Origin of the sequence: Neobacillus drentensis, from assembly GCF_036966985.1 — a bacterium.
Classification (GTDB): domain Bacteria; phylum Bacillota; class Bacilli; order Bacillales; family Cytobacillaceae; genus Neobacillus; species Neobacillus drentensis_E.
Genome location: NZ_JBALSN010000001.1, coordinates 1 through 22,890, shown reverse-complemented (window position 1 = coordinate 22,890; position 22,890 = coordinate 1). Strand labels below are relative to the sequence as shown.

Below are 22,890 nucleotides of genomic sequence, written 5' to 3'. Positions count from 1 at the left end.
AATTTATAGATTTATTTTTAAAAGTGCGTATGTAATTCTAGCTCCTTCTCTAAGGTTATAGAAGATTGATAGATTCTTCAAGATTTCTCAGCAAAAAAAATATAACTGTAAAGTTGTAAACAATATGTAAATTTCAGCTCCTTGTATACATTTTGTAAACATCAATGACAAATCGGTGTACAAGGCTCTATTTCGCCATGTTTACTGATTTGTTTACACGTAAACGAATTTGTAAACACCTAGTATACAATTTGTAAACAAGTACACTTATAGTGTAAACATGTATACAAATTGTATATTTGCAATAATTCCCCATATTTGATTCACTATTTTACTCATTATATTTCTTGGCAAAAAAGCATACCATCAAAGGTGAGCTTAAACTATTCAGTATCATAGGAAGGAAAAGGACATAATACGCTGACCTAAACTCATTGAGCTGGAAAACTAATATCCTTACTAAGATATAGGGCTGTATTAAACTTAGATGTTGATTTCCTCTTCAACCAACATCGTTACAAAGTCGTAAATGACCTTTAACCCGGCCAGAATATAAGTAATACCATTACTTTATTTATTTTAACCACAACGCCATCATTTTGTATTTACTATAAGTTTGTACATTTCCTCAAATAAATTCGAACCATTTGAATCATTGGTTTCATCTTTGTCGAGATGATCCCCACTGATTGTTGACGAGGGGAGCCTGAGTGTTCTTTCTGCCCTCATTATCATGAAGAAAGTGCCATCTTACCACCTGTCATCAGAGCTGCCCTGAGAGTTTTCATGACCATGACGCAAGAAATCGAAAGAATAACATTCCTCTGTCCGCTATCTACCCTGATTTCACACCAACGATGTTTTCAAGCTTTTGTACACAATGATCACAAACCTGTACCCATAGTTTGGTTATACGATGTATACAGGTTTGTCTACACGTAAACGTTTTTGTGAACATAAAGTATACAAAATGTAAACTAGCATACAAATTCGTAGACATGTCTGCAAAAATGTATACTAGCTCCATAACTCCTCTCGTAACCACAAACCTTTGATCTTTAATTCTTACTCCTTCTAGCAAAAAAAATAAAACACACACCATCAAAGGATGGAGAGAGGCATAGTCCCCTACCCTTCATTCATGGAGCTGGCAATCATATCTTCACTAACATAGAGGTAATACCATATCTCCTTGTAATTCAACCAGTCGGTCACGACTGACTAATGACTGTTTAATATGTATTTTTCTGCTAATAAATTTGCCCCATCAGATTCTATGTCTTCATTTTTGTATAGATATCCCTCTAGCCTATTGTTAAAAGCTCCATCGTAATTTCCATAACACCTCGAACAATAATGAAGACCCTCTCCTTCAGGTTTGACTCAACCCACTGGTTTTCATCACGGTCGTGTTATCAGATAATCCCGATCTCCACATCAGTAAACTTACGTTTTTTATCGTACCGCTGTTATTAAGATATTTGTAAACGACGATTACAAACCTGTATACATAGCGCCATTACGTGATGTGTACGAGTTTGTATACACGTTTACATTTTTGTAAACACTAAGTATACATAATGTAAACACGTATACAAAAATGTAAACTTGCCTCTTTTATGCTCTGCCCAATTTCAATCATATCTATTCAGTACCAATAACAGAATATAATAGATAGCTATAATTCATTCCCCCCTACTAAAGTCATTAATTTAAAGATTATTAATCAATCAATTTTTAAAAAATGAGATAGAATTTGTTAATTAATAGCAAAAATTCAGACATTTTGTCTGGTATGTTGATGAAACTTATGACAACAACTGGACTGGAATCCACCCAGGGGATGGTTTCGTTGGAGTCGTAGATGCTGATCAACATACAAATTACTGGAGCGATAAAGCTGTTGCTGCCACTCGCTACCAAGTCCATGATGCTGCGTTTGGGCTTAGTAAAACTGATAAAATGTTCTTAGATTATTCAAATATCCCGGAATTTGGTGTTACTATGAAAGATAACCTCTCTCAACGTAACCCACTATTCGATGACAGTGCTAACTTTAGCAATCCTGGTCTAGTTGATGCTGGCCGTAACGTGCCAAACTACAGATTAAAATTCCGTGTAGTTGGTGAAAGTGCGGATGGTACAGTTGGTAAAGTTTTAATCTTCAAATAACCTAACATTAAACCTACTCTCTGAGGCTTCTGAGGGTAGTTTTTTGCTTGTTTAGATCCGTTAAGCACCCAGCTCCACTGCAAAAAAAAAGCACCTTCTAGAGGCACTTAAACATGTCTATTAATCTATTAGGCATTTTACCTACCAGCATAATTACCCTTCACTCAACGCACTGGCAACCATATCCTCACTAACATAGAGGTAATACCATTTTTCCTTGTAATTCAACCAGCCAGTCACGACTGACTCATTACTGTTTAGTTTGTACTTTTCTGTTAGTAAATTTGACCAGTCCGCTTCGGTATCATCATTTTTGTCGAGATAATCCCACTGACTATTGTTAACTAGTTCCTGTGTATTTTTCATTACACCCTGATCATTAAGAAAATACCATCTGCCTTCAGAATTGATCCACCCTGTTTTCATTAAGCCTGAATCATCAAGATAGTACCATTCTCCCCCATCGGCCAGCCAGCCTGTTTTCATTGCACCGCTGTTATCGAGATAATACCGATTCGCATCGAACGATAACCAGCCGGTTTGCAGAACCCCTTTATTGTCTAGATAATATTTCTTTCCGCTGTCAGCAATCCAGCCCTTTCTCATCACACCCGTTTGATCAAGATAGTACTTCTTATCGCCTTTTTCAATCCAGCCTGTTTTCATGACACCTTTTTTATTAAGATAATATTTCTGCCCATTCTGGGTAAGCCAGCCGGTCTGCATTACTCCTTCGTCATTAAAGAAATATCTTTTTCCGTTAATCGATTGCCAGCCAGTTTTTACATCACCATCCACATAATAATACTTGTTCCCGCTTAATTCGACCCAACCGTTGCCATAACCGTTCGCTTTGGCAATGGAATCAAAGCTGCTATCCGTATGGGTGATAATAACTAATGTATATTTTTTAACGTGACTATAAAGCCAGCGCACTTCTGAATTATGCATCCGAACGCATCCTGAACTTGCATAGGTGCCAATTGAATTTTCATTGGCATTTCCATGAATCGCATAGGTTGTACCATAGGTTCCTCTTGCTTCTAATCCCATCCAGCGATTACCTAAAGGGTTCCGTGGATCCCCTCCAGGGATTTTCAATTTATAATAGGGCCGATTAACGATTTTAGTAACAATTCTAAATGTGCCTTCTGGAGTAAGTGACCTGGTTCGACCTGTAGCCACTCTAAATGTTTTAACTAGTTTTCCACCTTCATAAAAGGCAAGCGTGTTGGTTTTTTTATTAATAATAATTAACTGTGAACCGCCACTAGCATCTGCTTGACTCGTAAATAGGAATATACTAAACAGCAAGACAAAAATAATAGATAGTTTCTTCATCGTAATCTCCCCAATTATGTAATTATTACTATTAAAAGTAACATAGGTAATCGGAATATTTTGTCAAAAAATAAGAGGAAAAGTAATCCTACTTTCCTGTTTTTTAAGAAATTTAATTTGAAAATCTCTCTCTTTTCGACAATTTCCTCTCCAAGATTAAATATGATATTCTTCTCTGTCTGGTGTCAGGCACCAGAAGGACTTGAAAAAACGGTGGCAGTTGGGTATGGTAAAAATACAATTCTCCATTTAGGGTGTGTATCATGCGTATTAATAAGTTTATTAGCGAGTCTGGGAAGGCATCTAGAAGAGGCGCGGATAAGTTAGTGAGTGAAGGAAAAGTTACAATTAATGGGCAAGTGGCGGTAATGGGCAGTCAGGTGGAGCCAGGGGATGATGTTCGAATCAACGGGAGCCAGATTAGAGTTGCTCATAATTATGTCTATATCGCCTTAAATAAACCGGTTGGAATTACGAGTACAACAGAAAGACATATAAAAGGAAATATCATTGATTTAGTCAATCATCCCTTACGAATCTTCCATATTGGACGATTGGATAAGGATTCGGACGGCCTCATTCTTCTAACGAACGATGGGGATATTGTTAATGAAATCTTACGTGCCGAAAATAAGCATGAAAAGGAATATATCGTCACTGTCGATAAACCAATCACTCCAGAATTTTTAAAGAAGATGGCAGCGGGTGTAGAAATTCTCGATACAAAGACACTACCATGTAAAGTAACCCAGATGTCTAAATATGTATTTCAAATCATCTTAACACAAGGGTTAAACCGTCAAATTCGCCGGATGTGCTCGGCACTTGGCTATGGGGTTGTCCGTCTGCAGCGGACTAGAATTATGAATATTCATCTAGGAAATCTGCCGATTGGACAATGGCGCGACTTGTCAAAAAAAGAAAAGAATCAATTGTTTGCTGACTTAAACTATCAACCTAAAGAATGGTAAGTAAGAATAATCGGATCACCAGAGGTGGGTCATTTGGAAATAGGAGCAAAAATCCGTGCAATACGAAATCGAAAGAAAATCACCATTGCGCAAATGTGTGAAGGGACAGGGCTGTCCAAAGGATTTATCAGCAATGTCGAAAACAATAACACCTCCCCTTCGATTAGCACGCTGCAAACAATAGCAACCTTTCTTGGGGTTCCTTTACCCTATTTATTATTAGAAAAAAAAGAGCATATGCGTGTTGTTAGAAAAAATGAGCGGACTCATTCTACTTTTAACCACTTGAAAATCGAGCATTTAACCTCTAAAGGAGGATTAAGAATGATGATTGTAGAATTTCCTGTGGGTGCTTCTATGGGTGAATTAAATGCTCATGAAGGGGAAGAATGCCACTTGGTGCTAGAGGGAAAAGTCCTAGCAGAGCAAGGCGAAGACTCCATGATTATTGAAGAAGGAGATTCCTTCAGCTGGAACGCAAGTGTACCTCATTTTGTTAAAAATATCGGTGACGGCAAGGCAGTTGTCCTCATTTCGATTTATTCTGATAGTGAATTAAGAGATATTTTTTAATTTATCCCACAAAGGGCTGACAAGGCGGGACGACAAGCAGCTTTCAATATGTCAGCCTTTTATTTATGTTTCTACTTTATTTTCAAATCATGGATTACATCCTGTGCAGCCTTCTCACCAGTCTCGACCGCACCATTTAAATATCCTGGGTACAGGGTTGATGTGTGCTCACCAGCAAAAAAGATATTGCCTTCCCGTTCTCCTAAAATTCCGGCAAATTTCGTATACTGGCCTACCTTCCAATATGAATAAGCCCCTTTGCTCCACCGATTACTAAGCCAATGGTCGATGGTGGCTAACCCGTTCCACTTATTAACGCTTCCTGGCAAGACAGGTTCTAGCTTGTCCAGAAAGCTAAGCGTCGTCTCTTTTAACTTCCCATCTGTGACAGCAAACTGCTGAGCCGCCGTTTCACCTCCTGTATAATTAACAAGAATTCCGGATTTACCTTGTTGTGCCCGTGATGATTCAAATGTCTGCTGATAACCTGTATCCGCAAATGTTTCACCATTATTTCCAAGCTCATTCCAAAACCGTTCGATAAATTGAACATGCAGTTTTGTATTTATACCCATTCCTAGCTCTTCAATCGCCGCCTCCTTTAATGGACAAAATCTTGCATTCTGATAATCTATTTTTTTTAAAATACTAAAAGGGATTGCGAGAATGACTTTGTCGGCTAAAACTTCCCATTCTCCTTCTTTATTTCGAAAAATGAGCCTTATTTTCTCTGGATTGTATTGGTCGATCCTTATTAGTTCGGAATTAAAGTTTATTTGTTCTTGAAGATTTTTTGCCAATAAAGCAGGAATTTGATCATTGCCACCTCTTATATGAAGACTTTCATCTGAATCACCATACATTCGAAAGTTCTCTTTTTCCGCAAATCCTAACAAATAAAGAAGATTTAGTGCACTCTGCTCATGGGCGTCTGCTCCATATTCAATCGAATAGGCAACAGCTAATAGTTTACCGAACCTAGACCCGATGCCTCCTGGTACCGTTTCATTGATATAGTCAACAATCGACAAATGATCGATCTCAAAGCCCCGCTGGGTATAACGATTATAAAGGGTCGTTTCACCTACTTCTTGAAGATCTTTTTTTAGTTTGGGGAGGATTTCTATAAAGTCATCGGTTACCTCCTGAAAGGAATATGGACGTTGATCAAAAAAATAAAATGGCTCGGTATTGAAGGATTCCGACATGATTAAATGGTCTAATGTTAAGCCCAGTTCCTTTGCAAGCTCTTGAATCTCCCAATGGCAAGTATCTATTAATTCCCCGCCACGCTCGACAATTTGCTCGTCCTTGAAGTAACCTCTCCTCGTCCAACAACGCCCTCCTACCCGTTCAGAAGCCTCATAAATTGTTGCAGTGATTCCCACTTGTTTAAGCCGATATGCACAGGTGAGGCCTGCCAAACCTGCCCCCACAATGACAATCTTTTGATTCAGCGGCTGACTTTTAACCTTTGTCGGGGTATACTGCGTATTTTGTAAATGATTGTGATCTAATGGATTAGCTTGTCCAGTAGATAATTTATTCTCCATTTCAGTATCTGCCAACGCAAATGATTTCTGCAGTATACTAGCTAATGGTGTTCGTGCCAAGAAAAACCAACTCCTTTGTGCAAAATAAAACCATGCGAAATGATTGATGAACTATCGCGGGATAGTGGTTATCAATAAAATATGCATGGCGGTTAAATTTGCCTGAGACAAGCAGCCAGTTCCTTGATTTAAATTTATTTTAATTAATAACGATAGAATTCTTTGAGATATTCTTCTCGTGTGTCAAAATATTTATGAATGAATGTGGTGATCATGTCGGTAGAAAGGATGAACTATTTATCTAATCTATGATATCAATCACCCAGTTTTAAAATTGGAGGGAAAAAATGATGAGGACCATGAAACTCGGAAGCAGTGCGTTAGAGGTGCCAGTCGTAGCTGTTGGTTGTATGCGTATTAACTCGCTGGAGAAAAAAGAGGCGGAGCGTTTTGTTCAATCTGCTTTAGAAGAAGGGGCAAACTTCTTTGACCATGCTGATATTTACGGCAGCGGCACATGCGAGGAAATATTCGCAGATGCTATCCACATGAATGCAGATATTCGTGAAAAAATCATTCTGCAATCTAAATGCGGGATTCGAAAGGGAATGTTTGATTTTTCAAAAGAATATATTTTGGAATCCGTCGATGGGATTTTACAACGGCTGAAAACCGAATATCTCGATGTCCTGCTCTTGCACCGCCCGGATGCACTTGTCGAGCCTGAGGAAGTGGCTGAGGCCTTCAATATCCTTGAAACTTCGGGAAAAGTTCGTCATTTTGGCGTTTCCAACCAAAATCCGATGCAGATTCAACTGCTAAAGAAGTTTGTAAAGCAGCCACTTGTAGCTAACCAGCTGCAATTAAGTATCACCAACTCCACGATGATCTCAAACGGAATTAATGTCAACATGGAGAATGATTCCGCTGTCAACCGGGACGGAAGTGTTCTCGATTATTGCCGTTTGAACGATATCACTATCCAACCATGGTCCCCATTCCAATATGGGTTCTTTGAAGGGGTATTCCTAGGAAGCGAGAAGTTTCCGGAGTTGAATCAACAGATTGATGAAATTGCCGCTACATATGGAGTCAGCAATACTACCATCGCGATCGCCTGGCTTTTACGTCATCCAGCCCATATGCAGCCAGTAATCGGGACAATGAATATCGACAGATTAAAGGAGTGCTGCAAAGCGTCGGACATTCAACTGACTCGTGAGGAATGGTATCGTATTTACCGGGCAGCCGGTAATATTCTTCCGTAAAGAAACTCCTAATTGGGAGAAAAATTAGTTTTTCAAGATAAAAAATAGTGGTAATGATGGTATATGTTGTCAATTTTTTAATAAAAAAACTGAAGTATGTAACATTATTGTAATAAATAGAAGTTAAGCCCAGCAATTGCCACTGCTGGGCTTATTACTATGAAGAGTTGTAAAATAGCTATATTTTCAGATTATTAAATAAACTCAGAAATACTATCGCAATATACTTGCCATAGATGTAAAGAGATTAACATACCCCTGTTCTTTGTTTCAGAAAATTCTATGTTACTATTTAGAAAACTTAGCAACCAAAGAACATGGAGGGTAAAAGAATGCTTAAAAGAATACTATCAATTTTAGCAGTTGCTGTACTCTCAGTAACTGTAAGTGCTAATGTACAAGCTGCAACAGTAACAGTAAAAAAGGGAGATACCCTTTGGGATCTATCACGTACAAATAATACATCTTTAGAAAATATTCAAAAGTTGAACAATCTGACTACAGACCTCATTCATCCTGGGGATGTTTTAACCATCGCACCAGAAAAACATTATGCTGTTAAAAAAGGTGACTCATTATGGGAGATAGCAAGAGACTATCAAGTAACTGTTTTGCAGCTTAAAGAATGGAACAAATTAACTACCGATCTCATCCATCCTGGATTAAATCTATTAATCTATGAAGGTTTAAATACTACTAATATTACTACTACTTCAACTACTACTACTACGGTTGTAACAGAAAAAACAGTAAAACAGACAGTACATAAAGAAGCTGTCCAAGTACCAAAGGAAAGTGAACCTAAGGTGGAAGCTGCGTCAACGAAAACTGACAGTTCAAAGCAAATAACTGTGAGAGCTACAGCTTACACAGCTTCATGTGAGGGATGTTCTGGGACTACCGCTACTGGCATTAACCTAAAGGCAAACCCAGATAAGAAAGTGATTGCCGTTGACCCATCAGTTATACCGCTTGGCAGTAAGGTATATGTAGAAGGCTATGGTGAAGCTGTCGCTGGAGATACTGGCGGAGCTATTAAAGGAAACCGAATTGATGTCTTTATTCCTTCAGAAGAGGATGCCATTGATTTTGGTGTAAAACAATTGAAGGTAACCATAATAAATTAATCTGCTTAATAAATGCCACCCCTTTTACTTATCAAGGGGTGGCATTTTTAGGATATTCTTTTAAAACCTTATGGCGAACGTAATCAAGGTGTAAAAACATTTGATGAAATGCCTCAAAAGGATCTCTTTTTTCCAATGCTTGATAAATAGCCAGGTGATGCTGAATGGTTCGCTCTGGTTCGCGAATTTTTATTTCACTATTGATTTTAACAAGGGTAACGATTAATGTATCAATCATACCTTCGACAATCGGATTATTAGCACTTAAGGCAATGATCCGATGGAATTCAAGGTCTGCCTCGCTATAGTCACTGTCTTTATTGTTGGCAATCGTATCAATTGTTTCTTTTAGCCTTTGGAGTTCTTCGTCACTGATTTTTTCAGCAGCAATCGTAATTAATCCCAATTCTAAGGCCATTCGGGCTTCTACCATTGCCTGCAGATTATCGTGTGCCAGGGATAGCATGATGGAAAAGGGATGACTGCTAATTTTATTATTAAAAAAAGTACCTTCCCGCGTTTTTCGGTGAATAACGCCCAATGATTCGAGAGAACTAAGTGCCTCCCGTAACACAGGGCGGCTGACATTAAGTATTTCCATTAATTCCATTTCCGTAGGAAGTTTCTCGCCCGGTTTCATCTGACCACTAACCAATAGTTGGATAATATTTTGGACTACCTGCTTGGATAAAGTATTGCGGTTTACTGAATCAACTTTTATTTTTTTAGGAGTTTCGTCCATCGTTAGGCCCCTTGTTTTACCAAATTTGTAAGCCTATTATAATCTATTCCTATCCCTTTTCACCAGCGATTACAAAAAACGCTGCCGTATATTAGCAGCGTTCGGTTTACTATATTTTCAATACACGGCATACATTTTCTGCCGCAAAAGCTAAGTTTTCTTCCCCACATTCGAGTGCTTCCTCTAATGTAGTCACACCCTTTAAGATCCCAATAATCGCAGTAAATCCGTTGTCGTAAAGGGACTCTACTCCATTGCCAATTCGACCAGCAAACGCGATCACCGGAACAGAATATTTTTCAGCGATCGCAGCAACGCCATAAGGTGTTTTACCAAACAAAGTCTGGCCATCAATGCTGCCTTCTCCTGTAAAAACGTAGTCTGCTTCCTTGACTTGCTCCTCGAGGCCGGTATACTCAATGACTAGATCAATTCCTTTTTTAAGCTGGGCATTTAAAAAAGCTAATAGCCCCGCACCAAGTCCGCCTGCCGCTCCAGCGCCATCCAAATGGGCAATATCTTCACCTAATTGTTTCTTAATCACTTCAGCAAAATGTGCTAAATTTTGGTCAAGAGTACTCACCATTTCCGGGGTTGCTCCTTTTTGGGGACCAAAAATAGCCGATGCTCCATTGTCGCCAATTAATGGATTGGTGACATCACAGGCAACATCCATTTGCACGGTTTTAATCCGTTCATCTAATCCGCTCATGTCAATGGAATGTAGTCGATGTAACGCTCCACCACCAAACGGCAGTTCATTTCCATCTTGATCCTTAAATGAAACTCCCAGTGCCTGCAGCATTCCTGCCCCGCCATCATTGGTGGCACTTCCGCCAATTCCAATCAGGAACCGCCTTACACCTTTGTCTAAAGCATGTTTGATTAATTGACCCGTTCCATAGGTTGTTGTCAGTAACGGGTTTCTTTCTTTTGGTTTGATTAATTCAAGACCACTTGCACTGGCCATTTCAATCACGGCCGTTTGTCCTTCGCCTAAAAGGCCATATTCTGCGATCACTTTTTCTCCTAATGGACCAATGACTTCTGTTTTTATGATTTCTCCGTTTGTCATACTCACGAGAGACTCTACTGTTCCTTCTCCGCCGTCAGCCATGGGAACGATCACACATTCCGCATGAGGAAATACTGCTTTTACCCCTTTTTCCATTGCAAGGGCAGCTTTCTTTGCTGTCATACTTTCCTTAAATGAATCGGGAGCTAGTACAAACTTCATAACAATCTGTCCTTTACATTTAATAAATTTTTATATTTTGAAAAGAGAAGGGTGACTAAGAAGTCACCCTATTTAAAGAATTGTCTAGCTACAGCGCCTAGGGACTCGGGTCATAAGCCAATCCGTCAAGAGGGCTAAAGAACAGCCTTCTCGCCGGCTCGTCTTATGCCAGTCGTCCCTGATCAAGGCGCTTCCGCTTTCCTTTTTAGCGGACAAGGCACGGACGTTTGTTATCAAATTTCCAGCCAGGGATGTAGAACTGCATACCGACTGAGTCGTCACGAGAGTTAAGTCCCATATTATTGTATACTTCATGTGCCTTCAAGATTTGGTCCATATCTACTTCAACACCTAAACCAGGCTTATCTGGAATCGCTAAGTGCCCATCCACGATTTGGAATGGATCCTTCGTTAAACGCTCAATTCCTTCCTGCCAAATCCAGTGTGTATCAATTGCTGTAATTTCACCAGGAGCTGCCGCAGCCACATGAGTAAACATCGCAAGTGAGATATCAAAGTGGTTATTGGAGTGAGATCCCCAAGTTAGTCCCCAATCATTACACATTTGTGCTACACGCACAGAACCTTGCATCGTCCAGAAATGAGGGTCAGCAAGTGGGATATCAACTGATTGCAGTGAAATCGTGTGGCCCATTTGACGCCAGTCCGTCGCAATCATATTCGTTGCTGTAGGAAGACCTGTTTGTCTTCTGAACTCCGCCATAACTTCACGGCCAGAGTAACCATTTTCCGCACCGCATGGATCTTCTGCATAGGTTAGAATGCCATGCATATCCTTACAAAGCTCAACCGCTTCTTTCAATGACCAAGCACCGTTTGGATCAAGGGTAATTCTAGCATCAGGAAATCTTTCTTTTAGTGCTTTAATCGCTTTGATTTCTTCTTTTCCTTCCAAAACGCCGCCTTTAAGCTTAAAGTCTTTAAAGCCATAAAGCGCTTGTGATGCTTCGGCTAGACGTACAACTGCTTCAGGAGTTAACGCTTCTTCATGGCGGATTCGGTACCATTCCACTTCAGAATCCGGATTACCGTAATAAGGTAAATCCGTCCGATTACGGTCGCCAATATAGAACAAGTATCCAAGTGTTTTTACTTTATCACGCTGCTGGCCTTCACCTAGAAGAGCGGCAACAGGGACATTTAAATGCTTTCCTAATAGATCAAGGAGGGCAGCCTCAATCGCAGTAACGGCGTGAATCGTAATTCGTAAGTCAAATGTTTGTAAACCGCGGCCAGCTGAATCACGGCCGGCAAATTCTTTTCTTACTTTATTTAAGATATTGTTATAGTTACCAATTGATGAGCCGACTACAATAGCCCTTGCATCTTCAAGCGTTTTGCGGATGCTTTCGCCGCCTGGTACTTCACCAACACCGATATTACCATTGCTGTCCTTTAAAATCACAATGTTTCTAGTAAAATAGGCACCGTGTGCGCCGCTAAGATTTAATAACATACTGTCACGGCCAGCAACAGGATATACTTCCATTTCTGTAACAACTGGAGTAGCATTTATCACTTTCTCAACTGTTTTCATGGGGATATCTCCAATCAAAATGATTTAGTTTTTGGCTGTGTTAAACTTATCCGTTGATTGCAGCGAAAATCAACAAATAAATTTAACACAGCCTCGTTTTTATAAAGAGAGAACGCAGAATTCTACCATGCCACGTTCTCTATAGTATTTTTTCAATGAATTATCGTGAAATTTCGACATTCGCTAATTTTTCATAGTATTTTAATAAACTGTTATGGTCATCGAACTCATGACCGTCTACCTTCAATTGATACATCATTTCAAGAACAGCTGCAGTTAATGGAGCCGGAGCGCCGAACTCATGGCTAGTTTCCAGCGCATTTGTTAAGTCTTTAATGTGTAAATTGATTCGGAAACCTGGGTTGAAGTTACGGTCTAACATCATTGGTGCTTTTGCATCTAATACTGTACTTCCAGCTAGACCGCCGCGGATGGCTTGATAGACAGCTTCTGGATTTACTCCAGCTTTTTGAGCTAGTACAAATGCTTCAGAGACAGCTGCAATGTTTAATGCAACGATGACTTGGTTTGCAAGCTTTGTTACGTTACCAGCACCGATTTCACCCACGTGGACAACTGATCCGGCCATTGCTGCTAAAACATCTTGCACTTCTTCAAATACTTCTTTCTTACCGCCAACCATAACAGAAATCGTACCATCAATTGCCTTTGGCTCTCCGCCGCTAACAGGAGCATCTAGCATTTCTACGCCCTTTTCGATTAATGCACGATAGACTTCTTGAGAAGCAGCCGGTGCGATGGAGCTCATGTCAATATAGATTAATCCTTCACGTGCACCTTCGATTAGTCCGTTTTCTCCTAAAGCAACAGCTTTTACGTTTGGAGAGTTTGGAAGCATAGTAATCACGATATCTGCTTTTTCAGCAATTGCTTTTGGAGTTGTTTCTACTTCTGCACCTAATTGTTCAAGTTCGTTTACAGCCTCTTTATTAAAGTCACTAACGATTAACTGGTAACCAGCTTTGATCAAGTTTTTGCTCATAGGCTTACCCATAATTCCTAGTCCAATAAATCCAATTTTCTTCATTTCTACTTCACTCCTACAGTTTTTTTATTAAAAGAATGGTACTGGATGGTACCTTTCTTAGTTAGAAATTTCGAAACCATGGCGGGCAGCAAATCCCAATTAAATGGGGAGGGGATTATCATTTACTGCCCGGTTGACTCAAAAGAATGTAATTATCCAATAATCATATTAAGAAGTAAAACACCAATTAAACCAATGATGGCAAGTGCAGTTGTATAAGTTGTTCTAATTTTTATTGCTTCAGGGACAGATAAATTAAGGTATTCCTTAAACATCCAGAAGCCTGGGTCAGTTACGTGAGAGAAAGCAATACTTCCGCATGTAACCGCAAGTGTCATTAATTCCATGCTAATTCCTGAAGCTTGTGCAATAGGAAGTACTACTCCAGAAGCAGTCATAACGGCAACTGTTGCCGAACCAAGAGCAATACGTAAGAGAGCTGCAATGATCCAAGCAAGCACGATTGGAGACATGTTCCAACCACCTGTGATATCTTTGATATAATCGGCAATACCACCATCAACAAGTACTTGCTTAAATGCGCCGCCTGCGCCAATAACCAAAATGATCATTGCCATTGGCTTAACTGCATTGGAACAAGACTGCATAACATCTTTTAATGGGCGGCCAATTTTTGGTCCAAGCAGCCACATAGAGATTAAGAGAGCGATTAATAGGGCCATTTCTGATGAACCGAAGAAATCCATTGCGTGCCTAAATTTGTTACCTTCTGGTAAAAATACAGTTGAGAAAGCATCAATTGCCATAAGGATTACTGGAATAAGAGCAACGAAAATACTTGATCCAAAGGATGGCATTTCTTCTTCTTTAAACGTTTTGTTTGTAACAATCCCCTCAGGGATGGCTGGATTAATTTTTTTAATAAATGGCAATCTAGTCCATGTAAGTGCGATAAAAGTAGCCGCAGGTATTGCAATAATTAAACCGTATAATAGAGTCAATCCCATGTCGGCGTGGAAAACGTCAGCAACTGCTGCTGGTCCAGGGTGTGGCGGAAGGAAACTGTGACAAGTTGATAACCCAACTGACATTGGTAAAGCAACCCATAATAGATTTAATTTTGTTTGACGTGCAATAACAAATACTAGTGGGATTAATAAGACAAACGCTACTTCAAAGAACATCGTTATACCAAGCACAAATGCAGCAATTAATATAGAAATTTGAATCCGTTTAATTCCCATCTTGTCTACTAAACTAGTGGCAATACGTTGTGCGGCTCCCGCATCAGCCATAACGGTTCCAAGCATAGCACCGATACCAACAATAAGGGCCGTACCGCCCAATTGACCTCCGAGGCCATCACCAATGGTTTCCCAAATTTGATCTAATGGCATGCCCACGAGGAGACCGACAAATATAGAAGTCAAGAGAAGGGCTATGAACCCGTTCATTTTTAGCGGAATCATTAAAACTAGTAAAAGGACAACTGCTAAGGCAACATACAATAATGGCATGTTATTTCTTCCTTCCCTTAGGAAATTAATAAATTTGGTAGAGTTCTAAATCTTTTAAAACATTTTCTAAGATTGCCTTGCTTTCTGGATTCATCTCTGCTGCAGGCGCAAATGAATAACCCACATCAATTCCTACCATTCTTAAACCTTCTTTTAATACAACAGGGAATGTTGCTTTGTCTACTGCTAAGCGTAATGGAGCGAGTTTAAACTGCAATTCTAGCGATTTTTGATAGTCGCCAGCTACAAATGTATTGTAAATATCTGCTACTAGTTTAGGAGCAATATTTCCTGTACTTGCGATTGCACCAGTGGCACCGTGACATAAACCTGCATAAATGAGTGTGTCGCGTCCGAGTAATACGGAAAAAGATTCACGAGGAGTCACACGTAAGTACTCAGCTGTTTTCGTCATATCACCGCTCGAGTCTTTAATTCCAATAATGTTGTCGACCTTACTAAGTTCTTCGCACGTCTTCACATCAATTTTCACTTGGGTACGTGCTTCATTTCCATAAAGAATAACAGGAAGATTTGTTGACTTGGCAATTGCTTTAAAGTGCTCAGCTAACTCCGTTTGAGTTGGTGACATAAAGTATGGAGTAAGGACAGATAGTGCTGATACACCGCCAATTTCTTCAACCATTTGAGCAGTTTGGATACAATCTCTCGTTGTAATCTCACTGGCTCCACAATAAACTGGCACTCTTCCTGCTGTATGATCGACTGTAACTTCCACAACCCTGCGCTTTTGCTCTGGTGTTAACCCGTAAATTTCACCGCTGCTCCCTAGAATGAATAACCCATGAACACCGCCTGCGATTGTGTAATCAATTACTTTTCTTAAAGCATCTTCCATCAAGTTACCATTTCGATCTAAAGGTGTGACTAATGCGGGAATGACCCCTTTTGGCTTAAACATTGATTTAACTCCTCCTCGCTCTTCATTTTTTACAAATTTCCTGAAACTCCATTAAGTTTGTCAAAATTGTGAACTACTTCACATAGCTTGTTTTTGAAAAAGATTATTATTTTGATTAGCACTATTTCAAACTTAGTAATCTAATAATAACCTCTTGGAGTGACCAATTATGCGAAAGTTGTTACAAATAATAGACATGTGATAATGGAGTACATTTAATGATTAACTGATGTTATGTTTATTTGTGAATTTCTTCACATGTCTATTGTAAACGGCTTCGGTGTAAATTTCTTCATTCATTTTGCTAAAGTATATCTATACTTTTTTAGGCAAATGAACAAGATGATTATGGTTTTATATAAGTTTAAAATTATCAAGATAAGCTCATGTGACCGTTTTATTACAATAAATCAAACATATTTTAAACTTTTTATCATTTCTAGTAACCGTTTACATTTTTATTGTATAATTGTCTTACAAATAAATCAATCATTCAAATTGCTAAGAAACCTTATTATTTTTTAGGCAAACTTACAAAACATTTAGAAAACCTTTATTCCTAAAGGAGGAACCACATATGAAAATAAATAGAGCTCTCGCTCAAGAGATAGCGGATAAAGTAATGATGGTTATTCCTTATAATGTAAACATCATGGATGAAGTGGGGATGATTATTGGAAGTGGGAACACCCATCGAATCGGCACTTTTCATCAAGGGGCCATCTCAGCAGTTGAACGTGGAACGATAGTCTCCATTTATGATTCAGAAGGCTCTTCAAAGCCAGGTGTTAATATCCCATTCCATTTCAAGCAGGAAATAATCGGGGTAATTGGTATTAGTGGAGAGCCTACGATTGTTGAACCTTTTGCTGAGTTAGTCCGCGTTACGGCGGAATTATTAATTAACCAGGAATTTTTGTTTAGAGAACGTAGAATACAAGAGCAAATGAAGGAAGAGTTTTTATATCAGTGGGTATTTCGATTGGATGAATATGATGCAGCTTTTATCAATAATGGGGAAGCTATAGGCATCAATCTTAAATTGGAAAGAAAGGCCATTATCGTGAAAGGGGAGACGATAAAAGAACCATATTTAAAAGAGCAGGAGTTTACATTCAAAATGAATGAATCTAATGTTTTATTCATTGTGCCAACTGATAGTGATCTCTTAAAGCGATTAGAACCGATGATTACCCAACAGAGTACTAAAATTGGAATCAGTGATAGCAGTACGCATGTAGCAAAGTCCGTACACGAAGCAAAGCGAGCAATCGGTATCGCAGAAAAACTAGGAAAGCCCTCCACTTTCTGTTATTATCAGGAGCTAAAGTTTATTGATTATTTGACCAATAAAGATCAGTCTTTTAGCGAAATTAGTCATTTTTTTCAGGAGCTTGAGATTACACCTAAAGGGCAAGAGCTTATTGACACACTTCTTTGCTATATTAAAAACAGTGGGGATATGAATGCCATATCTAAGGAACTTCATATCCATCGGAACAGTTTAGCTTATCGTTTACAGAGGATTGAAATTTTGACAAACAAAAATCCAAAAAAATTCACGGATTTATTTCAACTCTATACTGGTTATGTTATTTATAAAATGCAGGATTCTGAGTAAAAGTTGTTATTGCATAAAAAATCAGCCTATGTGAAGGCTGATTTTTTTTTAATCTATCTTTCAACCAATATATGAAATTATGACAATTCCAATTAGAGCAAAGATTGATAGATGGAGTCCATTCGCGCGCAGTCCTGTTTGAACACCTGAAATTCCTGAAAATCGGCTGACCATTAAGTTCAAACCTGAGAATGGACTTAACGCAGTTGAAATCGACCAGACGAGTAACAGAAGTAACGCAAGTCCTATATTACTCATCCCTAACTCGGCGGCATTTAATTGCATGGCTAGAGCGCCCACCGCAGCAATCTGGTGAATTCCAATATAAGTGATACATAAGACAATCAGCATTACAGCCAAAGCAAATAAGATAAATGATTGGTGTGCCAATTGGCTGAGGAAGGAACTAACTCCATTGGCAGCTTTGGTTCCTTTCAAAGCAAAGGCTAACATGCCGGCACTCATAAATAACATAATTTCATTATTCAGCATGGGTACGGTTCGGTCGCGAAAATCGATAATGGGCGGAATCAGCTGTTTCCAGCCTTTAGTCACAACCCCAAATAAGACGGGGATAAGGATGGAAACCAGGCATACAATAACAATCATCGACCAGTGGGTCAATATCTCAATAATCAAACAAGAACTCATCAGGATCACCACAAATAATACTAACTTAATCAGCTGATTACGATGTGATTTTTCCAATGGTACCACCGGCGCCAGCTCATCTGCGAGAGGATGCGCTTTCTCCCAGAAGGCAAACAAAATATTCCCTACTAATAAAGACAGTAACGATAAGCCGATTCCATAGGCGATAAAGTCTTTATACGAAATATTTAAATAAAGAAGGACCAGTGACACAGACCCAAAATACGGTGACCACAAGATCGCCGTGGTGAATCCTACATGATAGCTTTTCGCAGACATGAGGGACGGAAGCTTTATTTCTTCCAAAAATTCATGAATGATTCGAACGGAACCTAGGTTTAAGATTGGTGCTAATAAAAAAAGCGTACCAGTTATTCCCGCATACAGCCTTTTTGGCTGGTGCAATAAATTACGTAAGAGAACAGCGATGGATTCAAAGTAACCACCTAATCTTAATGGAATGGATAATAATGGTGCCAAGGTCAGCAGGCAAAGCAATGGCAGAATTAAAAAGATCCCATCACTTATTCCTTCTACACCAGTCCCTTTTTTCCATTCAATCACTAATCCGGCCGTCATCATGAAAATACCGAGCCAGCGTGGAAAGGGGTTTGCCTTAAAGGCACTGCTCATAAAAGCGGCTAAAGAAAGTCCGACGACCACAAATTGAAGCCATTCAAGCCCTAAGAAATACTGAATTAAAAATAATACACACATCCCCAAAATGAGATAACTCCGCATTCAAACCTCTCCCTGACTGAATATGGGGAAAAAATCTCCTATTCGTTTTTTTTAATTTTCATATGAATCCTACTATGAAGTCAATTTAATTTTCTGTGACTACTCGAGTAATTTATCCTTTTTTACCCAAACTAAATGGAAAGAGGTGATGAATAATGGAAAAAGAGCATTCAAATGAAAAAAAGAATGACGATGTGCAAAGTTCAACAATATACGAAGAAGTGAAAAGAAAGAATATAATGGACTGGGGCATAATCGAAACTGCGGAAAGCGTCATGCCAAATAAAACTCGGGAAAGTTAATCCGAGTTTTTTTATTTTTATCGTTCATAAAGTGTTCACAATCATACCGTTAAACTTAGGTAACTCCCGAAAAAATGGTAGGTAACGGAGCATGGGGATGTTCTCGTAATAAGCTACTTTTAAGGAGGGGTGAGGAAAACGAGACTAACCATTGTAACCAACCATCCAGTTCCTAATAAGACAGATGTTTAGAAATGTGAGAGAGGATGCTAAGGTATCATGTAGCCAATGATGACCAAATCCCTGCAAGATGGAAGAAGAAAGCGTCATCATCAGGGCGATGATGACCAAATCTAGCAAACTATTACTTAAATCTCGTTACTCCATACCAGAGTTTACAATATCGGCCTCAATCCTGCTCATGAACTCTTCAGCTGCACTGTATCCTTGCTGCTTCAAGTACCAGTTATTTGCTGCTGCTTCAATTAACCCCGCCACATCACGACCAGGCTGGAGCTGAATTTCCATTGATGGAATCTTAACACCCATATAGTCTGTATAGTGGAACTCCTGATCCAAATCATTATATAAGGCATCCTTTTCCCATTTAGTTAAATGAATATCAAGAGCAATACGGGTTTCATCTTGAAAAGCCTTACGGCCGTATAAGCGAACTACATTCAACAAGCCGATACTTCGAAGAGCCAAAAACTCCTTGGTTTTCCCATCATGAGTACCCAGAATGGTTTGCGGACTAAGCTTCTTTAGGACAATAATATCATCCGCAACCAGCCGATGCCCCCGGCGAATTAACGTGTGGGCCGTCTCACTTTTTCCTACCCCTGAATTCCCGCGAAGTAAGATTCCAATCCCAGACACATTCATACAAACTCCATGCACAGCGATTTCTGGCGCCAATTCCTTTACTAAAAATGCATCCAATTTGGTAATAAATTCTGATGTTATCTCAGGTTTATTCGTCACTAACAAAGGAATACCCTGTTCAACACAATGATGGGTTAAATAGGTAAGTCCTTCTTCGCCAGCTGTAACGATAAAACATGGCGGATGATAATGAACAATATTTCCAATTCGTATTCTACGTTCCTCTTTACTTAACTTATGTAAATAAGTAATTTCCTTTTTCCCTAAAATTTGAACTCGTTCTGTTGGAAAAAAATCAAAATGGCCAACAAATTCCAAGCCTGGGCGATGAACCCGTGATTGCGTAATCATTTTCTGCAGTTGATCTTCACCGGCCAGTACTTTCAATGAAAACTTCCGAACCAAGTTTTCAACTGTTATTTTTTTCACCCTATACTCACCGTCCTAATAGTCTTCCTATAGTTGAATTATACTGAAGAATAATAGAACAGTCATCCATTTACGAACGAATTCCTGAAAGTCTGGATTAAATCAAACACCTCTCCACTAGGGAAATCAATCTAACTCATAGTACCCGCAAACTATATAGCCTACTGATTTAGCGGCAACTATCAGTGCTTCTTCATCAATATCAAATTTTGGATTATGATTAAAATATGGCTTTTCCACACCTTTTGGTGTACATCCAATATAAAAATAACAGCCTGGGATTTTTTCTAAATAATAAGCAAAGTCATCGGATGGTGACATCATAGGGAACGGGGCAACTTGCTTAATATCTGGATCATTTGCATTTTCCAAGCTTTTTTTCACTGCTAAAGTTACCTCTGGGTTATTATAAAGTGGTGGATAGTCGGACGTATAAGTTAACTCGCATTGTACACCAAATTCAGCTTCAATTCCCTTAACAATCCTGCGTAATTCCTTCTCAATGATTTCCTTTGTTTCTCCAGTCATGTAGCGGATGTCACCTTCTAATTCAACACAATCCTTTATGACATTGAAGGTACCCTTTCCATCAAAGGAACCAATTGTAATAACTCCCATATCAAATGGATTTAACCGGCGGCTGATAATCGTTTGCACAGCTGTAACAAAATAAGCACCAGCGACGATAGCATCATTTGCCGCGTGTGGGGAAGAGCCGTGTCCGCCAACACCTTGAATCCTCAGTTTAAAATATGATCTTCCGGCCATCGAAAAACCACTGTGGTAGCCTACATGACCAGCAGGAGCCATGGGAAGTAAGTGAATCCCAAAAATGTTTTCAACATTAGCAAGCACCCCTGAGTCAACGATACTTTTGGCACCGCCCGGCGGCACTTCCTCTGCATGCTGGTGAATGATTTTGATAGTGCCTGGTATTACATCTTTTAATTGAATAAGGCAATCCGCAAGAATCATTAAATAGGCCGTATGCCCATCATGAGCGCAGGCATGCATGACACCCTCATTCTTAGATTTGAAGGGTAGCTCTGTTTCCTCCAGAATCGGAAGGGCATCAAAATCAGCACGAAGAGCAATCGTTTTCCCTGGCTTTCCACCCTTAATTGTTATGATAATCCCATGACCATTTCCAACATTCGACTGAATTTCAACATTCTTCCCCTTATAAAAGTCTAAAATATATTGTGCCGTTTTTTCTTCCTTAAAGGATAACTCCGGATTTTCATGCAGATAACGGCGAATTTGAATCATTTCATCTTTCCGTGCTTCTAACATTACCATTAATTGTTTTTTCATCTTTAAATTCCCCCCATATTTTACTATCTCACGGTGCTAGATTTCCCATTCCAACCATTTACTTAGCATGTCCTTTTCAGGTATTTATTTTCCACTATTTGTAAAGTCAGAATTAATCATTTATTTACAATTCTTTACACTCCCTTAATTAACATAGTCATGGTAGTAACCTATAATCATAGGTGGAGAGGAAAATCCACTAAGCACTTTACAGCCAACAAAGGAAAACATATAAGAGGAGGAAATTTTAAATGCTACAAAATATTGGAATTCCTGGTTTGATTCTTATTCTTGTCATCGCCTTAATCATTTTCGGCCCTTCAAAATTACCGGAATTAGGCCGAGCAGTTGGCTCAACATTAAGGGAATTCAAAAAATCTACGAGAGATTTAGTTTCCGATGATGAGCCCGTAAAAACACAGCACAAAAAAGAGGAGAAGGCAATTTAATCCAAATCATATTTTAGGAGGATGTAAGGAGGCTTGCATCTTCTTTTTCATAAGGAGGACCCGATGAAAAACCACGATATGGCTCTTATTGGTCATTTTGAAGAGTTACGTAAACGTCTCATATTTGTACTAGGAACTTTTATCCTCTTCTTCATTGTATCCTTTATCTATGTACAGGACATATATCAGTGGCTAGTGAAGGACTTAGAAGTGAAACTGGCCATATTAGGACCGAGCGACATCTTATGGGTCTATATGATCCTATCAAGTGTCGCTGCGATTGCAGGAACCATTCCAATGGCCGCCTATCAGACTTGGCTGTTTGTCCGTCCTGCATTGAAGGAATCGGAACGTAAAGTAACACTGGCTTATATTCCAGCCCTATTCCTTCTATTTATTATTGGAATTTGCTTCGGCTATTTTGTCATTTTTCCAACAGTATTTCAATTCCTCCTCTCGATGTCAGAGGAAATGTTCATGACCTTCTTTACAACAGAAAAGTACTTTATGTTTTTAATTCATATGACGCTGCCATTTGGATTTTTATTCGAACTACCAGTGATTATCA

19 protein-coding genes and 1 pseudogene are annotated in these 22,890 nt (G+C 39.1%); 9 read left to right on the top strand and 11 right to left on the bottom strand.

Features of this window, described 5'->3' with window-relative positions:
• Positions 1–1,788: 1,788 nt before the first annotated feature.
• Positions 1,789–2,172, top strand: a pseudogene (locus V7659_RS00100) (protease); the annotation flags it as partial.
• Between the two features lie 153 nt (positions 2,173–2,325).
• On the opposite strand, the gene V7659_RS00095 reads toward V7659_RS00100, so the two are convergent.
• Positions 2,326–3,513, bottom strand: coding sequence for a L,D-transpeptidase family protein (locus V7659_RS00095; RefSeq protein WP_335537372.1), 1,188 nt, complete (start codon positions 3,511–3,513; stop codon positions 2,326–2,328).
• A 263-nt stretch (positions 3,514–3,776) separates the two neighbouring features.
• On the opposite strand from V7659_RS00095, the gene rluF reads away from it, so the two are divergent.
• Together rluF and V7659_RS00085 are read left to right on the top strand one after the other, a co-directional pair.
• Positions 3,777–4,484: a 23S rRNA pseudouridine(2604) synthase RluF gene (rluF, locus tag V7659_RS00090; RefSeq protein WP_420491341.1), complete on the top strand. Its 708-nt coding sequence runs from the start codon at positions 3,777–3,779 to the stop codon at positions 4,482–4,484.
• A 33-nt stretch (positions 4,485–4,517) separates the two neighbouring features.
• On the top strand, positions 4,518–5,057 hold the full coding sequence (locus V7659_RS00085) for a helix-turn-helix domain-containing protein (protein ID WP_335537371.1): 540 nt from the start codon (positions 4,518–4,520) through the stop codon (positions 5,055–5,057).
• Positions 5,058–5,128: 71 nt separating this feature from the next.
• On the opposite strand, the gene V7659_RS00080 is transcribed toward V7659_RS00085, so the two are convergent.
• Positions 5,129–6,670: a flavin monoamine oxidase family protein gene (locus tag V7659_RS00080; RefSeq protein ID WP_335537370.1), complete on the bottom strand. Its 1,542-nt coding sequence runs from the start codon at positions 6,668–6,670 to the stop codon at positions 5,129–5,131.
• Between the two features lie 290 nt (positions 6,671–6,960).
• On the opposite strand from V7659_RS00080, the gene V7659_RS00075 reads away from it, so the two are divergent.
• Positions 6,961–7,878 (top strand): aldo/keto reductase, encoded by a 918-nt coding sequence (locus tag V7659_RS00075; RefSeq protein ID WP_335537373.1) that lies wholly within the window; start codon positions 6,961–6,963, stop codon positions 7,876–7,878.
• Positions 7,879–8,210: 332 nt separating this feature from the next.
• Complete coding sequence (locus tag V7659_RS00070) at positions 8,211–9,005, top strand: 3D domain-containing protein (protein ID WP_335537369.1); 795 nt, start codon at positions 8,211–8,213, stop codon at positions 9,003–9,005.
• A 31-nt stretch (positions 9,006–9,036) separates the two neighbouring features.
• Here V7659_RS00070 and V7659_RS00065 read toward each other — a convergent pair whose 3' ends face one another.
• The 6 genes from V7659_RS00065 to dapA all read right to left on the bottom strand — a co-directional run bounded on the left by V7659_RS00065 (position 9,037) and on the right by dapA (position 15,990).
• On the bottom strand, positions 9,037–9,747 hold the full coding sequence (locus V7659_RS00065; RefSeq protein WP_335537368.1) for a FadR/GntR family transcriptional regulator: 711 nt from the start codon (positions 9,745–9,747) through the stop codon (positions 9,037–9,039).
• A 109-nt stretch (positions 9,748–9,856) separates the two neighbouring features.
• Complete coding sequence (locus V7659_RS00060) at positions 9,857–10,984, bottom strand: glycerate kinase (RefSeq protein WP_335537367.1); 1,128 nt, start codon at positions 10,982–10,984, stop codon at positions 9,857–9,859.
• 205 nt (positions 10,985–11,189) lie between these two features.
• On the bottom strand, positions 11,190–12,542 hold the full coding sequence (gene gudD, locus V7659_RS00055; protein ID WP_335537366.1) for a glucarate dehydratase: 1,353 nt from the start codon (positions 12,540–12,542) through the stop codon (positions 11,190–11,192).
• Between the two features lie 160 nt (positions 12,543–12,702).
• A complete protein-coding gene (garR, locus tag V7659_RS00050; RefSeq protein ID WP_335537365.1) occupies positions 12,703–13,590 on the bottom strand; it encodes a 2-hydroxy-3-oxopropionate reductase in 888 nt (295 codons plus the stop codon).
• A 152-nt stretch (positions 13,591–13,742) separates the two neighbouring features.
• Positions 13,743–15,068: a gluconate:H+ symporter gene (locus tag V7659_RS00045; RefSeq protein WP_335537364.1), complete on the bottom strand. Its 1,326-nt coding sequence runs from the start codon at positions 15,066–15,068 to the stop codon at positions 13,743–13,745.
• Positions 15,069–15,093: 25 nt separating this feature from the next.
• The gene (gene dapA / locus V7659_RS00040; protein WP_335537363.1) at positions 15,094–15,990 is read right to left on the bottom strand and encodes a 4-hydroxy-tetrahydrodipicolinate synthase; all 897 of its coding nucleotides are present in this window, start codon (positions 15,988–15,990) and stop codon (positions 15,094–15,096) included.
• Positions 15,991–16,567: 577 nt separating this feature from the next.
• Between dapA and V7659_RS00035 the strand changes: the two genes are divergently transcribed.
• Positions 16,568–17,611 carry a CdaR family transcriptional regulator gene (locus V7659_RS00035; protein WP_335537362.1) on the top strand — a complete coding sequence of 348 codons (1,044 nt, stop codon included), beginning with the start codon at positions 16,568–16,570 and terminating at the stop codon, positions 17,609–17,611.
• 60 nt (positions 17,612–17,671) lie between these two features.
• Here the strand turns inward: V7659_RS00035 and V7659_RS00030 are convergent, their stop codons facing one another.
• Complete coding sequence (locus tag V7659_RS00030) at positions 17,672–19,003, bottom strand: hypothetical protein (protein ID WP_335537361.1); 1,332 nt, start codon at positions 19,001–19,003, stop codon at positions 17,672–17,674.
• A gap of 155 nt (positions 19,004–19,158) precedes the next feature.
• Here V7659_RS00030 and V7659_RS00025 point away from each other — a divergent pair, with 155 nt between their 5' ends.
• Positions 19,159–19,305, top strand: coding sequence for a hypothetical protein (locus tag V7659_RS00025; RefSeq protein ID WP_335537360.1), 147 nt, complete (start codon positions 19,159–19,161; stop codon positions 19,303–19,305).
• Between the two features lie 318 nt (positions 19,306–19,623).
• On the opposite strand, the gene hprK is transcribed toward V7659_RS00025, so the two are convergent.
• Together hprK and V7659_RS00015 are read right to left on the bottom strand one after the other, a co-directional pair.
• Positions 19,624–20,559: an HPr(Ser) kinase/phosphatase gene (gene hprK / locus V7659_RS00020; RefSeq protein ID WP_026568094.1), complete on the bottom strand. Its 936-nt coding sequence runs from the start codon at positions 20,557–20,559 to the stop codon at positions 19,624–19,626.
• Between the two features lie 126 nt (positions 20,560–20,685).
• On the bottom strand, positions 20,686–21,873 hold the full coding sequence (locus V7659_RS00015) for an amidohydrolase (protein ID WP_335537359.1): 1,188 nt from the start codon (positions 21,871–21,873) through the stop codon (positions 20,686–20,688).
• A 251-nt stretch (positions 21,874–22,124) separates the two neighbouring features.
• On the opposite strand from V7659_RS00015, the gene V7659_RS00010 reads away from it, so the two are divergent.
• Together V7659_RS00010 and tatC are read left to right on the top strand one after the other, a co-directional pair.
• Positions 22,125–22,322, top strand: coding sequence for a twin-arginine translocase TatA/TatE family subunit (locus tag V7659_RS00010; protein ID WP_335537358.1), 198 nt, complete (start codon positions 22,125–22,127; stop codon positions 22,320–22,322).
• A 63-nt stretch (positions 22,323–22,385) separates the two neighbouring features.
• The coding region (gene tatC, locus V7659_RS00005; RefSeq protein WP_335537357.1) for a twin-arginine translocase subunit TatC at positions 22,386–22,890 on the top strand (505 nt) is incomplete at its 3' end.